This is a genomic window from Streptomyces sp. NBC_00252 (genome assembly GCF_036187565.1).
GTDB lineage: Bacteria > Actinomycetota > Actinomycetes > Streptomycetales > Streptomycetaceae > Streptomyces.
The window spans coordinates 4,272,213-4,287,310 of record NZ_CP108087.1; the positions used below are offsets into that span (position 1 = coordinate 4,272,213).

Consider the following 15,098-nt stretch of genomic DNA (forward strand, 5'->3'; position numbering starts at 1 on the left):
GTCACGGTACGAGACTTCGCGTCACTCTGTGAGTGATTCGTCACAGAGAGAGGCGTACGGCCATGATCAGTCCCCGGTCCCACGAGGCCAACACCCAAGTCGCGGAGCTACAGGCCGCGTTGGCGGCGCACGGGATCATCCTGCCGTCCCTCGGTGTCGACCTGCCCTCGGTCGTCCAGACCTACCGCGCCCCGCTCGTCGAACTCGGCAACTGCAACCTGGACACCGCCAGGGCCCTCACCGCCGCACTCCGCAAGGCGGCCGGCCGGTGACCTCGCTCCGCCTCGAACTCCTCGCCGCCGCCAAGGCGGTACCGGAGGCCCGTCGTGCCGTACGGGAACACCTCGGCGTCCCGTGTCCCGAAGTCCAGCTCTGTGTCAGCGAGTTACTGACCAACGTGATCAAACACCTGGGCGAGGGCACCCCGGTCACCCTCACGGTGACCCACGCCCCCGGCCGTACCCGCGTCTCCGTCACCGACCCGGAGCCGTACGCCTGGCTCGTCGTACGGGATGCCGGGCCGGACGACGAGAACGGGCGCGGGCTGCTGCTGCTCGACGCCGTCGCCCTGCGGTGGGGCGTGACGCAGGGGTCGGAGGGCAAGACGGTGTGGTGCGAGCTGGAGAGCCCGCATCCACACCGCCCGTCGGACCTCAGTGGAAGAAGTGCCGCGTCCCCGTGAAGTACATCGTGACGCCCGCCTTCTTCGCCGCCTCGACGCTCAGCTCGTCGCGGAGCGAACCGCCGGGCTGGACAACGGCCTTGACGCCCGCGTCGAGCAGGACCTCAAGCCCGTCCGGGAAGGGGAAGAACGCGTCCGAGGCCGCGTACGAACCCTGCGCCCGCTCGGCCCCCGCCCGCTCGACCGCCAGCTTCGCGGAGTCGACGCGGTTGACCTGGCCCATACCGACGCCGACCGAGGCGCCGTCCTTGGCCAGCAGGATCGCGTTGGACTTCACGGCCCGGCAGGCCTTCCAGGCGAAGGCGAGCTCGGCCAGCTCGGACGCGGACAGCGCCTCGCCCGTCGCCAGCGTCCAGTTGGCCGGGTCGTCGCCGTCGGCCTGGAGGCGGTCGGTCACCTGGAGCAGCGCGCCCCCGTCGATCGCCTTGAGCTCCACGGCGTTCGCCGGGCCGCCCGGCGCCTTCAGCACCCGGATGTTCTTCTTCTTGGCCAGGGCCTCCAGCGCGCCGTCCTCGTAGTCGGGCGCGACGATGACCTCGGTGAAGATCGGCGCGACCTGCTCGGCCAGCTCCTTCGTCACCGGACGGTTGACCGCGATCACACCGCCGAACGCCGACAGCGGGTCGCACTCGTGCGCCTTGCGGTGGGCCTCGGCGACATCCGAACCGATCGCGATACCGCAGGGGTTGGCGTGCTTGATGATCGCGACACAGGGCTCGTCGTGGTCGTACGCGGCACGGCGGGCGGCATCCGTGTCCGTGTAGTTGTTGTACGACATCTCCTTGCCGTGCAACTGCTCGGCCTGCGCCAGGCCGCCGCCGCTGCCGTCGACGTAGAGGGCTGCGGGCTGGTGCGGGTTCTCGCCGTAGCGCAGGGTGTTCTCGCGCTCCCAGGTGGCACCCAGGAAGTCCGGGAACTGCGAGTCGTCGACCGGGGCGTACTCGCTCGCGAACCAGCTCGCCACCGCCACGTCGTACGACGCCGTGTGCTGGAACGCCTCCGCCGCGAGCCGCTTGCGGGTGGTGAGGTCGAAGCCGCCGTTCTGTACGGCGTTCAGGACGTCGGCGTAGCGCGCGGGGCTGGTGACGACCGCGACCGACGGGTGGTTCTTGGCGGCGGCGCGGACCATCGACGGGCCGCCGATGTCGATCTGCTCGACGCACTCGTCGGCGGACGCGCCCGACGCGACCGTCTCCCGGAACGGGTACAGGTTGACGACCACCAGGTCGAAGGGGGCCACACCCAGCTCGTCGAGCTGCTGACGGTGGCTCTCCAGACGCAGGTCGGCGAGGATGCCGGCGTGCACCTTGGGGTGCAGGGTCTTGACCCGGCCGTCCAGACACTCGGGGAAGCCGGTCAGCTCCTCGACCTTGGTGACGGGGACACCGGACGCGGCGATACGGGCGGCGGTGGAGCCCGTGGAGACGAGCTCCACGCCCGCCTCGTGCAGGCCGCGGGCCAGCTCCTCCAGGCCGGTCTTGTCGTAGACACTGACCAGCGCGCGACGGATGGCTCGCTTGTTGCTCTCGGCGGTCACTGGATAACTACCTTTCGTCCCTCAATGCGATAGCCGTTGCGGGCGAGCCGCCCCACGACATCGACGAGCAGCGTGCGCTCGACTTCCTTGATGCGCTCGTGCAGAGCGCTCTCGTCGTCCTCGTCCCGGATCTCGACCACGCCCTGAGCGATGATCGGCCCGGTGTCGACGCCGTCGTCGACGAAGTGGACGGTGCAGCCGGTGACCCGGGCGCCGTACGCGAGCGCGTCCCGTACGCCATGGGCTCCCGGAAAACTGGGCAGCAGGGCGGGATGCGTGTTCACGACCCGGCCGCCGAAGCGGGCCAGGAACTCCTTGCCCACGATCTTCATGAACCCCGCCGACACGATCAGGTCCGGCTCGTACGCGGCGGTGGCCTCGGCGAGCGCCGCGTCCCACTCCTCGCGCGTCCCGAAGTCCTTCACCTTGCGGACGAAGACGGGCAGCCCGGCCCGCTCGGCACGGGCGAGGCCCTCGATGCCCTCACGGTCCGCCCCCACGGCCACGATCTCGGCGCCGTACGCCTCGGTGCCTGCGGTCTCGATGGCGTCGAGGAGCGCCTGCAGATTCGTACCGGATCCGGAGACCAGCACGACGAGGCGCTTGGCCACGGGCTTGGCGGCCACGGCGGGGCCCTTTCTCGGGGGAGCGTCGTCTTGTGCGGCCGGCTGGTGCATCCGTATGTCTCGTGCGTTCATACGAATGCTTCGCGCCCCGGGATACGGGGAAGTCTACGAAGCGGCCGACCGTCAGCAACGATACCGGCACACCGGACAGCCCCCACGGGACGGGGGCGTGGCCGGAAGGTAGCGTCTGGGGCGAGCGGGTTCGGGAACGCCGCCCTCGTGCGACGCGTTCACGAAGTGTCAGCTCATGAAGTGACAGTTCATGCCGGAGACGTATCCACCAAGGGGAAGACGCTCATTTGATGCCGGACCGCAGTCTGCGACTTCTCACGTTCCCGCCGCAGTCGGTACTGCTCAGGGAGCGGCCCTCCTCACCGCCCGACGCGCCCTCGGGTGACTCTGGTTCCACCGGCTCGTCCGGCTCGTCCGGTTCTTCGGGCTCCTCAGGCTCCTCGGACGACAATCCGTTCGCGGCGCCGCCCGAGGGCACCCCCGACCGGCCGTGGCAGCCGCGGCGGCCCGAGGGCGGTGAGGGTGGTGACGCCCCGCAGGGCGACGGCGGGCATTCGCCGTGGGGCAGTCAGTGGAGCGACCAGCAGCCCGGGCGTTCCCAGGGCGGCTTCGGCGACCGGCCCGGCAGGCAGGGCGGACCGGGCAACCAGGGCGGTCCCGAGGGACCCGGCGGCCCCGGCCAGGGAGGCATGCGCTGGGACCCGACGGACCCGGCACAGCGCCGCGCGCGGTACGCGCTGCTGAGCGGCATGTGGGCCTTCTTCTTCGCCCTCTTCAGCTGGCCGTACGTGGCCTTGCTGCTCGGTGCGCTCGCTCTCTACTGGGGCGGCAGCGCCCTGCGCGCCAAGCCCCGCACCGGCGACCCCGACACCCCCGCGGTGCCCGAGTCGCAGGCCCGCCCGCAGACGACTGCCGCGGTCAGCGGCCTGGTCACCGCGTCCCTGGCGATCGCCCTGGTCGCCGCGATGTTCGTCGCGCAGCTGGCCTACAAGGACTTCTACACCTGCACGAACGACGCCCTCACGAACCAGGCCAAGCAGTCCTGCAACCAGCTGCTGCCGAAGGACCTGCGGGGAATCCTGGGCACCAGCAACTGACCCGACTCACGGGCGGCGCCGGTCAGTTCGCCGCCGGCGGTTCCGGCTCGTCCGTGGGGTCAGAGGGTTCGGTGTGATCCGAGGACTCCGGTGACGTGGACGCCTCCCGCAGGGCCGCCCAACGGGCCTCGCGGGAGGCGTCGTCGTACCAGGGCGTGGGTGCCGGCTCCGACGGCACGTCGACGGGCAGGAAGTCGTACGGGTCGAACGTGGGGTCGTGGTCGTAGGCGATGTACGGCTGGTCGACGGGCGCCTGCGCGGGCACCGGGACCGGCAGCGGCTGCTCCGCCTTCGGCTTGCGCGCGAACCAGCCCCGGGCGACCGTGAACGGCTTCCGGAACCAGCGCTCCGAGTCGGCACCGGCGGACACCGGCACGGGTACGGAGAGGGGCGAGGCGAGCGAGGCGGGCGAGGCAGGGGAGACGGGCGAGGCGGGCGCGGACACCGGCGTCGGGGTGACCTTGGCTCCTCCCTCCCGCGGCTTCCCGATCGTCGGCGCGGGCACCCGGCGTTCCCGCAGCCGCCGCGCCCGCAGTCCCACCGCCGTCGGCACGGCCACCGCCGCGATCCACACCAGCGCCGCTCCCCCGGTCTGCCACCACACCGGCCCGAACCGTGCCAGCGCCGCACCCCCGAGCGGTCCGCCGGACAACTCCGCGAGCAGCGCCAGGACCACGGCACAGAGCGCGGCGGCGAGCAGGGCGGTGGCCGCGGTACGGCCGCGCGCCCAGGGGGCCTGCGCCGAGGAGGACTTCGCCGAGGGGGCCTGCGTGGGCTGCTGCCGGAGCCCGGCGCCGATCGCCCGGCGCTGCTGTTCCTCCGTCAACTCGCTTGCACCGTGGGCCCGTTGACTCGCCGTGCCGCCCACCGCGACCCGTGCCACGAACCAGCCCGCCATCACCCCGGCGGCCACCGGCACCAGCCCGGCGAGCCAGTTCAGCGGGGTTCCGGTGCCCGCGTCCGGGACCGCCGCGAGGAGGGGGAAGGGCGGGAGGAGGGGGGCCGGGGCCGAGGCGAGGGGGGCGACGGTGTGGTGCACTCCCAGCGCGAAGCCGGGGCCGAGGCCGTAGGACGCGGACCACACCGCCGCGTTCGGGATCAGGGCGAGGCAGAGCAGCAGGACGGCGAAGCGGCCCGACAGGCCCTCCGTCAGCTGGAGGAACGAGGTCCGGGCGGCACCGCCGTGCCAGATCAGGGACGTCCCGAGCAGCAGCGCGCCACCGCCGACGAGGACGGACGTGCCGAGTCCCGCGGCGCGCACCGCGGTGCCGATGCGGGCCCGGGACTCGCGGGCCTCCGGGCCGAGGACGAGCCGCCGTAGCCCCGCCGGCAGCAGGATCAGCACGCTCAGCACGGGCTCACGCGGGCGCCCGTACGCCGACCACACACCCGAACCGGCCGCGCCCGCCGCGAGCAGCGGCAGGCAGACCGCGGTCCAGCTCCAGGACGGGGAGAGTTCGCCGCCGGACGCGTAGAGGGCGGCTGCGGTGCCCACGGCGAGGTAGCCGACGGCGACGCCGGTCCAGGCCGTGCGGGCGGCGATCAGGGGCGGACCCTCGGGGTCGTCCTCCTCGGTCTCCCCGCCCAGCACCGCGTGCCGTGCGGCCCGGTGCAGCAGCCACAGCGGCAGGGCGAGGAGCAGGAGCGGGGTCACGCCGACCGGTGCGGGGACGCCGGAGAGGGTGTCGGTGCGGACCAGTTCGACGCCGTGCGCGAGGAGCCACAGGGCGGCGGCCACGTGCAGGGCGCCGCCGGGTCCGCTGTCGGGGTAGGGCGAGCTGATCCACAGCACCATCACGAGCACCGCGCACGAGCCGAGCCCGAGCCCCGCCGCGACCGCGCCACCCAACAGGCTGGCGGCCAGTCCGGGGGATCGGTCGCGCATCCGGGTGAGCAGGGGCGACAACAGCGCTCGGCGGTGGGTCATCGGCATCACGCCCGCCATGCTCCCAACGACACGCGCTTTCTCGTCGTAACAGGCGAAACTCGGAAGTGTCGCTCAATATACGTTTATGTACTTTTTCGTACGAAGGGGCGTCCGGTGACGCAGAGCCCTGCAACCCCCCTCCCTCCGCCCAAGGAACGCCGACGCCTGCGCGAGGCGGGCTCGCTGACACAGGCTCAGGTCGCCGAGCGGGTGGGCGTCAGCCGCGAGACCGTGCGGTCGTGGGAGACCGGCCGCACGACACCACGCGGCCGGAAACGGGAGGCGTACGCGAAATTGCTCACCAGCCTGGGTGAAGAGAAGGCGGTGACGGAGGCGCCGGTGGCGCTGCGGGCACCCGAGGTGGAGGTGTCCGAAGCGGGGGTGCCGGCCGAGGTGGTGGTGCCGGTCGAGGTGGTCACGGTGGATGAGGGGGTGACGGTTGACGAGGTGGTCACGGTGGACGACACCGCCGTACTCGAACCCGTCCCCGCACCCGCACCCGACCCCGCGTCCGACCCCGAACCCGTCCTCGTCCCCGTGCCGATCGAGGTGCCGGCGCGCGCGTCCCTGACGCCCGCTCAGGCCTTCGACGCGCTCTACGCGTTCTGTGCGCCCGCCCTCGTACGGCAGGCCTATCTGCTCACCGGGCGGCGGGAGTTGGCGCGCGAGTCCGTCGAGCGGGCCTTCCAGACCGCCTGGCAGCGGTGGCCCGAGGTCGCGGTCGACCGGGACCCGGCCGGCTGGGTGCGGTCGGTGGCCTACGAGTACGCCCTCTCCCCGTGGCACCGGTTCCGCCCTCGATACCGCCACCCCGAGCCGCCGCCGCCCGACACGTCCGACCGCGCGCTGCTGACCGCCCTCCTGAACCTTCCGCCGTCGTACCGCCGCACGCTGCTTCTCTACGACGGGGTCGGGCTCGGGCTTGCGGAGACGGCGGCGGAGACCGAGGCGAGTACGCCCGCGGCGGCCAACCGGTTGCTTCATGCGCGGGAGGCGATCGCGGCGCAGTTGCCTGATCTGTCCGACCCGGGTGAGCTGCGTCGGCGGATGACCGAGCTTGCCTCCACGGGGCGGTTGCATGCCGCCAAGCCGCCGACCGTGCGGTTCGTGGGGGAACGGCGGACCGTGTTCTGGACCCGGGCCGCGATTGCCTTCACCGTCGCGATCATCGGGGCGACCACCTTCACGCTCCGGGTCGCGCCCACGCGTTACGAGGCGCCGGTTCCCGTCGGGGAACGGGTGGAGGGGGTGCCGGCTCGGGTAGTACAGGGATCTCTGTCGGAGGAGGAGATCGCCCTCCGGGACCGGTTGCGGAACGGGATGACGAGCGGTCCGGAGAGGCTGGCACCGTTGAGTCGGTAGGTGTGCCTTAAGAGCAGGTCGGCTCAAACGGGGCTGTCTTTAAGGGGCGCGGGGAACTGCGCGACCGGCCACGACGGGCCCGCAGCCGCTCGACAACCGAACCCGGCACCCCATGACGCGAATGGGCCCGCTCCAACTCGCGGAGCGGGCCCATCAACGTGGGGCGGGGTGGGTCAGCCGGCCAGGATTTCGCGGGCCAGCTTCGCCGTCTCGGTCGGGGTCTTGCCGACCTTGACGCCGGCGGCCTCAAGGGCCTCCTTCTTCGCGGCAGCCGTACCGGAGGAACCGGAGACGATGGCACCGGCGTGGCCCATCGTCTTGCCCTCGGGCGCGGTGAAGCCCGCGACGTAACCGACGACCGGCTTCGTCACGTTCTTCGCGATGAAGTCCGCCGCCCGCTCCTCCGCGTCGCCACCGATCTCACCGATCATGACGATGAGGTCGGTGTCGGGGTCGGCCTCGAACGCGGCGAGCGCGTCGATGTGGGTGGTGCCGATGACCGGGTCGCCACCGATACCGACGGCGGACGAGAAGCCGATGTCACGCAGCTCGTACATCATCTGGTACGTCAGCGTGCCGGACTTCGAGACCAGGCCGATACGACCCGGCTTGGTGATGTCGCCCGGGATGATGCCGGCGTTCGACTGACCCGGGGTGATGAGACCGGGGCAGTTCGGGCCGATGATCCGGGTCTTGTTGCCCTTGGCCACGGCGTACGCGTAGAACGCGGCCGAGTCGTGGACGGCGATGCCCTCGGTGATGACGACCGCGAGCGGGATCTCGGCGTCGATCGCCTCGACGACCGCGGCCTTGGAGAAGGCCGGCGGTACGAAGAGGACGGACACGTTCGCGCCCGTCTTCTCGATCGCCTCGGCGACCGTGCCGAAGACCGGGATCTCGGTGCCGTCGACGTCGACGGACGTGCCCGCCTTGCGGGGGTTCACGCCACCGACGATGTTCGTGCCGTCGGCCAGCATGAGCTTGGTGTGCTTCATGCCCGTGGAGCCGGTCATGCCCTGGACGATGACCTTGCTGTCCTTGGTGAGGAAGATAGCCATGGCTGTTTTGTCCCTCGTCCCTTACTTCGCAGCCGCGAGCTCGGCGGCCTTGTCGGCCGCGCCGTCCATGGTGTCCACGCGCTGGACCAGCGGGTGGTTGGCGTCGGAGAGGATCTTGCGACCCAGCTCGGCGTTGTTGCCGTCGAGGCGGACGACGAGGGGCTTGGTGACTTCCTCGCCCTTGTCCGCGAGCAGCTGCAGCGCCTGGACGATGCCGTTGGCGACCTCGTCGCACGCGGTGATGCCGCCGAAGACGTTGACGAACACGGACTTGACGTCCGGGTCGCCGAGGATGATCTCCAGGCCGTTCGCCATCACGGCCGCGGACGCGCCGCCGCCGATGTCGAGGAAGTTGGCCGGCTTCACGCCACCGTGGTTCTCACCGGCGTACGCGACGACGTCGAGGGTGCTCATGACGAGACCCGCGCCGTTGCCGATGATGCCGACCTCGCCGTCGAGCTTGACGTAGTTGAGGTTCTTGGCCTTGGCGGCCGCCTCGAGCGGGTTCGCCGAGTCCTTGTCCTCGAGCGCGGCGTGCTCCGGCTGGCGGAACTCGGCGTTCTCGTCGAGGGAGACCTTGCCGTCGAGCGCGATGACGCGGCCGTCGGCGACCTTCGCGAGCGGGTTGACCTCGACCAGGAGGGCGTCCTCCTTGACGAAGGTGTCCCACAGCGTCACGAGGATCGCGGCGACCTGCTCCGCGACGTCGGCCGGGAACTTGGCCTGCGCGACGATCTCGCGGGCCTTCTCGATGCTCACGCCCTCGTTGGCGTTGACCGGGACCTTCGCGAGGGCCTCGGGGTTCTCCTCCGCGACGACCTCGATCTCCACGCCGCCCTGGACGGACGCCATGGCGAGGAAGGTGCGGTTGGTGCGGTCGAGGAGGAAGGAGACGTAGTACTCCTCCACGATCTCGGGCGCGGTCTCGGCGATCATCACCTTGTGGACCGTGTGGCCCTTGATGTCCATGCCGAGGATGTCCGTCGCCCGGGCGACTGCCTCGTCCGGGGTGGCGGCGAGCTTCACGCCACCGGCCTTGCCACGGCCGCCGACCTTCACCTGGGCCTTGACGACGGACTTGCCACCGAGCCGCTCGGTGGCTGCGCGGGCCGCCTCAGGCGTGTCGATGACTTCACCGGCCAGCACCGGTACATCGTGCTTGGCGAAGAGGTCCCTCGCCTGATACTCGAACAGGTCCACGCGCTTCCGTCCTCAGTGATATCGCGGTTCGTTGGATGCGTGGGCGTGCCGCGAAGGGCAACGTGACGTCCGCTGTCACAAGGGAGGCGCACACGGTGACCGAGCGCGCGGCATGTCCGTCTCGCAGGTTATCGCTGCTTGCAGGGGGCCCCTAAATCGAGGGTCACACCTGAGCGGTGATACCTGTCACATGATGCCGGTTTCCGTGACACGGAGTGCCGCGGGCGGGACGTACGGGCAGGTCGTTCGGGTGGGGTTCGGGTGCGGTTCGGGGGCCCGGGGATGGGCGGGAGAGGTTGCGGGGGGCCTCACCGGGTTGGGGTTGGCCCGGCGAGGCCCCGGACCGTGAGACGTACTCCGGACAAACCGACGGCATTCGACCGTCCGGGGTCACTGCCTCACGGAGTCGGTCACTCCCAGTGCCGGGCCCGGCACGCCTCGGGGGCGGGGGCGGCCTTCTGGGTGCAGACATTGCGTGCGGCCTGGGCACCCTGGATGGCCGCGGCGGCCCTGACCCTGGAGTGCCTCGGGACGGAGACATGGGCGTCGACGAGACGTCGGCGGAGTTCGGCGGGGGTGAAGTCGGTGTTCGCGCTGAAGCTGTACGCGCTCAGACGGTTCGTGCTCATACGTGCGTCGGTTCCTCAGGGATTCCGGGGTTGGAGACATGGCGATGTTCCGGACAGCTCAACTGCCGGAAGGGCCCTGCCTAACCCGGGAAAACGGGAACGTCCCGGTACCTGTCCTGCGTCTCCGCCGCGTCCGCCCGCGCCACGACACCGGGCACGATCCGCACGGCCACCCGGTACTCCGCCGTCACCGCCTGCGCGTCACAGTGCCGCGACGCCCCGCTGTCCACACCCGACTGATTCCGCAGAGCCCCGTCGGGATCACCGGCGGGCGCCTGATGCCGGACGGGCGCGTGCCCGACGGAGGAACTCAGAGCGTGACCTACGACCGCATGCCCTACGGCGCCGACCGCATCGCCGGCTTCCGTGCCGAAGCGCGGCCCGTACGGGTCGCCTACGCCTGCCGTCACCGCGGCGGGCCCCACATCCGCACGCTGCCCGGCGCCCGAGGACTGCGGGGTCGACCGGACGGGTGCGGGCACCGGCGTCGGAACGGGAGCGGTGTGCGCCGGAGGCGTCGGCACCGGAGACGCGGGCTGACCCGGTATCACGGGGACCGAGGGCACCGTAGGCACTGTGGGGACCGGGATCGTGGGGACCGACGGCAGCGTGGGCAGAGCGGGCAGCGAGGGTGTCCTGGTCACCACCTCGGTCACCGTCTTCGTCACCACGTCCGCCACGGGCCGCACGACCTGCTCCACGGTGTCCGCGACCGGAGCCAGCACGGGAGCGAGAACAGGAACGGAAGCCGGAACCTGCTTGGCCGTTGGAACCTGCTTGGCTGATGGAACCGGCTTGGCCGTTGGAATCTGCTCGGCCGCCGAAACCGTCTTGGCCGGCGAAGCCACCGCCGGAAGCACCGGCCGCTGCCCCGTGGCCCCGTCCGCCGCCTGCGCCTGTCCCCCGCACAGCAACCCGAGGGCGAACAACCCGCCCACCAGCAGCGTCAGTTGGAGCACACGCCGCCCAACCGCCGTACGCGTCACGCGCACAGCGGCACCGGACAGTTCGGCGGGCCAGTTCATGAGGCGACGATCCTCGCACGCGTGTCCAGTGGACGCACAAGCCCCCTACGACTCAACGCAGTTCTTCACGAGGACTCAGGACGGTTCGTCACGTCGTGTCCGGTATCGGCAGTGGCCGCTTCTCGATCGCCGCCGCCATCACCTCCGGGAACAGATCCGGCGTACAGGCGAAGGCCGGCGCCCCCAACGCGCCCAGCGCGGCGGCGTGTTCGCGGTCGTAGGCGGGCGCGCCCTCGTCGGACAGCGCGAGCAGCGTCACGAACTGCACCCCCGACGCCTTCATCGCCGCGACCCGCTTGAGCATCTCGTTGCGGATGCCCCCTTCATAGAGGTCGCTGATCAGCACGACGACGGTCTCGGCGGGCCGGGTGATCTGCGACTGGCAGTACGCGAGCGCCCTGTTGATGTCCGTGCCGCCGCCGAGCTGGGTCCCGAAGAGCACGTCCACCGGGTCGTCGAGCTGGTCGGTGAGGTCGACGACCGCCGTGTCGAAGACGACGAGCCGGGTGTTGATCGACCGCATCGACGCGAGCACCGCCCCGAACACGGAGGCGTAGACGACGGACGCCGCCATCGAACCGGACTGGTCGATGCAGAGGATGACCTCCTTCTTCACGGACTGGGACGCCCGCCCGTACCCGATCAGCCGCTCCGGCACGATCGTCCGGTACTCGGGGAGGTAGTGCTTGAGGTTGGCCGCGATCGTGCGGTTCCAGTCGATGTCCTGGTGGCGCGGCCGGTTGATCCGGGCGCTGCGGTCGAGCGCGCCGGTGAGGGTGGCCCGGGTGCGGGTGGCGAGCCGCTTCTCCAGGTCCTGGACGACCTTGCGGACGACCGCCCGCGCCGTCTCCTTCGTGGTCTCCGGCATCGCCTTGTTGAGGGAGAGCAGCGTGCCGACGAGGTGCACGTCGGCCTCGACCGCCTCCAGCATCTCCGGTTCGAGCAGCAGCGCGGACAGCCCGAGCCGGTCGATGGCGTCACGCTGCATGACCTGGACGACGGAGGACGGGAAGTACGTCCGGATGTCCCCGAGCCAGCGCGCGACGGACGGCGCCGACGCCCCGAGCCCCGCCGAACGGTCCTTCGACGTCCGCCCCTTGTCCCCTCTGCCGTACAGCGCGGTCAGCGCCCCGTCCATCGCGGCGTCCTGCCCGGCCAGCTCGCACCCGGTGCCGTCGGCCGCCCCGCCCCCGAGCACCAGCCGCCACCGCCGCAACCGCTCCTGCCCGGGATCCGCGACCCCGCCGCCCGCGACCGCCTCGGCCTCCCCCGTGATCCCGGTACTCATCCGCGCACCCCCGTACGCAGCCCTTCCCACAGCGGTACGACCCGCACGCCCTTCGTCCGGACGCCCTCGGCCCGCCGCCCGCGCACGCCCTCGCCCGCACCCGGCGTCTCCGGCTTCCTGATGCCCTGCCTGCCGTTGTCCGTCATCCCGCCACCCCCACAAGCTCGTCGTCGTCCAGTCCCAACAGCAGCCGCAGCACCGGCACGACCGCGTCCGCGCGCCCGGCGTCCGGCTCCGCGCCGAATCCGGGTATCCCGGCGACCGCCGCCGTCGTCCCCGTCTGCTTCCCCGGCCCGCGCCGCACCAACTCCCCGAGCGTCCGGCGCACCCCCGGCTCGTACGACGAGAACGTCCGCCGCAGCAACGGCAGTACGTCCGTGAACGCCTCCGCCGGCACCCGGGTCAGCCACTCGTCCACCAGCCCGAGCAGCCGCTCGTCGTGCACGAGGAGCAGCCCGCCCCCGCCGCCCACGAACCCCTCGATCCACGCGGCCGCGTCCGCCGGAGGTGTCCCGGGCGAGAGCACGAGCCCCATCAGCCGGGCTGCCTCGTCCGCCCCCAACTCCCCTTCGTCCAGCAGGAGTCTGACCGCCCGACCGCGAATGACACCGGGAACGGTGTCCCGCGCGGAGAGGGTGCGCAGCACCGCCCGCCACCGGACCCGCAGGTCTCCGTGACCGGATTCCGCCCCGGACCCGCCCGCGTCGCCCAGCAGGCCCACCGCCCCGTGCACCGCGTCCACATGCCGCCGCATCTCCTCGGCGGCGTCCCCGTCGAGCGCCGCGCAGGCCGGGGGCAATCCGACGAAGACCCGCTCGGCGAGGCCCGCCGCGACCTCCGTCAGCGCGCCGGTGTCGGTGCCGCGAACATCGCCGTAGCGCAGTGAACGGACCAGCGCGGGCAGCGCCTGGGCGAGATGGCCGACGTCCGTGTCGAGGGCCGCGCGGTCGGCGAGGACCTTCATCACCACCGGCAGCGCGTCCGGCAGTTCGGCCAGCAGGCAGCGCTCGGCGAGTGCGGTGACGTCGGCGAGGCTCTCCGCCCCGACGGCGTCGGCCTCCGCCTTGGCCGTCGCCGCGGCCGGCACCGTGGTGCCCCACACGCCCGCCTCGGCGACCCGCACCGCCAACTCCGGCTCCCAGCGCAGCCGCCAGGTCTCCCGGAACGTCCCCGTGCTCCCCCGCGACGCGGCCGGCTCGCCCCACTCGATGCGCAGGAGCCGCAGCCGGTGCAGCAGCGTGCTGCGTCCGGCGTCGATCTCCTTGCGCAGGTCGAGCTCCAACTCCCGCTCCAGCGCCTCCGGTTTCATCCGCAGCCTGCGCTGCGAGCGGTCGAGGTCCCGCTGCAACGGCACCGCGGGCGCCCCCGGCGGCACCTCGCCCAGCACATCCCCGACCACGAGCCGGTCCCGCACCAGCGACAGCGGGACGTCCGACCCCTCGCACATCACCGCGCGCACCGCGTCGGTGGTCTCTCCGAGCCCCGGCAACGGCCGCCCCCGCATCACCGCGAGGGTCTCCGCCAGCCGTACGGCCTCGATGACATGGGCCGGGGAGACGATCCGGTCCTCCTCCCGGAACAGCCCCGCGACCTTGGTCATCCACCGCTCGACCGGCCGGTCCGGCGCGCCGAACAGATGGCCGTACCAGCCCGGCGAGTCGATCCCCGCGCCGTACCCGCTGGCCCGCGACAGCCGGCGGTGCGTCCACGGCACCCAGGTCAGATCGGCCTTGACCTTGGGCAGCCCCTTGAGCAGGGCGCGGTCCGCGGCGACCGACGCCTTCTGCCGCAGCGCGGGCACGTGCCAGGCTCCGCAGACCACGGCCACGTCGTCCTCGAACTCCCGCTGCGCCGCCCGCACTTGAAGCCGCATGTACGCCTCGCGCACGAGATCCCGGTCGCGCCCGCCGACCCCGTACGTCTCGCGCAGCGCCCCCATCGCCTCCTCCAGGGCGGTGAACGGCGCGAACGCGTCCCGCTCCCTCGCACCCCGGTGCTCGACGACGTCCTCCCACCAGCGCTCGGGGTCGTCGTAACCGGCGGCTTCGGCGAGGACGGCGAGGGGGTCGACGCGGATGTCGATGTCCGGTGTGGAGGGATCCGGGGTGGAGGGATCCGGGTCAGCGGGGTCCGAGGCCGAAGGGGACTCGCTGGACGGGCTCCCGGCACTCGGAGTCTCGGCGGCCGGGGTCCCGGCAGTCGGTTCCGGCGGCTGTTCCTCCCCCGTCAACTCGCCCTCGGCGTCGGCCTCGTCGTCCTTTCCCCACGCCAGCGTGTGCGTGGCCGGGAGGTCGATGAAGCGGGCCGGGACCTCGTGTTCCAGGGCCCAGCGGATGGCGACCCATTCCGGGGAGAACTCGGCCAGCGGCCAGAAGGCGGAACGGCCGGGCTCGTCCACGGCGTGGGCGAGGAGCGCGACCGGCGGCCGCATGCCCTCGTCGGCGGCGAGCGGGATCAACGCGTCGGCCTCGGGCGGCCCTTCGATCAGGACGACCCGCGGCCGGGCCGCGGCCAGCGCCGCCCGTACGGCCCGCGCCGAACCGGGTCCGTGATGCCGCACCCCGAGCAGCAGCGGCCCGGCGCCCCGGCCCCCCTCAGTCCCTGCCACGTCGTCCCCCTCCCTTCCGGATCCCGCTCCGCCAGTCCCCGCAGCTC

14 protein-coding genes are annotated in these 15,098 nt (G+C 72.0%); 4 read left to right on the top strand and 10 right to left on the bottom strand.

Annotated features, from left to right (window positions below):
• Window positions 1-62: 62 nt before the first annotated feature.
• A complete protein-coding gene (locus OHT77_RS18490) occupies window positions 63-272 on the top strand; it encodes a hypothetical protein (RefSeq protein WP_328829594.1) in 210 nt (69 codons plus the stop codon).
• Window positions 269-682, top strand: a complete 414-nt coding sequence (locus OHT77_RS18495; RefSeq protein WP_328829595.1) for an ATP-binding protein — start codon at window positions 269-271, stop codon at window positions 680-682. The genes OHT77_RS18490 and OHT77_RS18495 overlap by 4 nt, the downstream gene beginning before the upstream one ends.
• Here OHT77_RS18495 and purH read toward each other — a convergent pair.
• Together purH and purN are read right to left on the bottom strand one after the other, a co-directional pair.
• Window positions 654-2,219: a bifunctional phosphoribosylaminoimidazolecarboxamide formyltransferase/IMP cyclohydrolase gene (purH, locus tag OHT77_RS18500; RefSeq protein ID WP_328829596.1), complete on the bottom strand. Its 1,566-nt coding sequence runs from the start codon at window positions 2,217-2,219 to the stop codon at window positions 654-656. The genes OHT77_RS18495 and purH overlap by 29 nt on opposite strands.
• Window positions 2,216-2,845, bottom strand: coding sequence for a phosphoribosylglycinamide formyltransferase (purN, locus tag OHT77_RS18505; RefSeq protein ID WP_328829597.1), 630 nt, complete (start codon window positions 2,843-2,845; stop codon window positions 2,216-2,218). Before purN ends, purH begins: the two co-directional genes overlap by 4 nt.
• A gap of 302 nt (window positions 2,846-3,147) precedes the next feature.
• Between purN and OHT77_RS18510 the strand changes: the two genes are divergently transcribed.
• A complete protein-coding gene (locus OHT77_RS18510) occupies window positions 3,148-3,954 on the top strand; it encodes a hypothetical protein (protein WP_328829598.1) in 807 nt (268 codons plus the stop codon).
• A 22-nt stretch (window positions 3,955-3,976) separates the two neighbouring features.
• On the opposite strand, the gene OHT77_RS18515 is transcribed toward OHT77_RS18510, so the two are convergent.
• Window positions 3,977-5,899, bottom strand: a complete 1,923-nt coding sequence (locus tag OHT77_RS18515) for a cell division protein PerM (RefSeq protein WP_328829599.1) — start codon at window positions 5,897-5,899, stop codon at window positions 3,977-3,979.
• Window positions 5,900-5,995: 96 nt separating this feature from the next.
• Here OHT77_RS18515 and OHT77_RS18520 point away from each other — a divergent pair, with 96 nt between their 5' ends.
• Window positions 5,996-7,243 (top strand): sigma factor-like helix-turn-helix DNA-binding protein, encoded by a 1,248-nt coding sequence (locus OHT77_RS18520; protein WP_328829601.1) that lies wholly within the window; start codon window positions 5,996-5,998, stop codon window positions 7,241-7,243.
• 173 nt (window positions 7,244-7,416) lie between these two features.
• On the opposite strand, the gene sucD is transcribed toward OHT77_RS18520, so the two are convergent.
• From sucD to OHT77_RS18555, 7 genes are all read right to left on the bottom strand, one after another.
• Window positions 7,417-8,301, bottom strand: coding sequence for a succinate--CoA ligase subunit alpha (gene sucD, locus OHT77_RS18525; RefSeq protein WP_019066811.1), 885 nt, complete (start codon window positions 8,299-8,301; stop codon window positions 7,417-7,419).
• A gap of 21 nt (window positions 8,302-8,322) precedes the next feature.
• Window positions 8,323-9,501 carry an ADP-forming succinate--CoA ligase subunit beta gene (sucC, locus tag OHT77_RS18530; RefSeq protein ID WP_328829603.1) on the bottom strand — a complete coding sequence of 393 codons (1,179 nt, stop codon included), beginning with the start codon at window positions 9,499-9,501 and terminating at the stop codon, window positions 8,323-8,325.
• Between the two features lie 410 nt (window positions 9,502-9,911).
• Window positions 9,912-10,130: a hypothetical protein gene (locus OHT77_RS18535; RefSeq protein ID WP_328829604.1), complete on the bottom strand. Its 219-nt coding sequence runs from the start codon at window positions 10,128-10,130 to the stop codon at window positions 9,912-9,914.
• An 80-nt stretch (window positions 10,131-10,210) separates the two neighbouring features.
• Complete coding sequence (locus OHT77_RS18540) at window positions 10,211-11,155, bottom strand: hypothetical protein (RefSeq protein WP_328829606.1); 945 nt, start codon at window positions 11,153-11,155, stop codon at window positions 10,211-10,213.
• An 88-nt stretch (window positions 11,156-11,243) separates the two neighbouring features.
• Window positions 11,244-12,443, bottom strand: a complete 1,200-nt coding sequence (locus OHT77_RS18545; protein ID WP_328829607.1) for a VWA domain-containing protein — start codon at window positions 12,441-12,443, stop codon at window positions 11,244-11,246.
• The gene (locus OHT77_RS18550; RefSeq protein ID WP_328829608.1) at window positions 12,440-12,589 is read right to left on the bottom strand and encodes a hypothetical protein; all 150 of its coding nucleotides are present in this window, start codon (window positions 12,587-12,589) and stop codon (window positions 12,440-12,442) included. Before OHT77_RS18550 ends, OHT77_RS18545 begins: the two co-directional genes overlap by 4 nt.
• The gene (locus tag OHT77_RS18555) at window positions 12,586-15,051 is read right to left on the bottom strand and encodes a DUF5682 family protein (RefSeq protein WP_328829609.1); all 2,466 of its coding nucleotides are present in this window, start codon (window positions 15,049-15,051) and stop codon (window positions 12,586-12,588) included. Before OHT77_RS18555 ends, OHT77_RS18550 begins: the two co-directional genes overlap by 4 nt.
• Window positions 15,052-15,098: the final 47 nt, after the last annotated feature.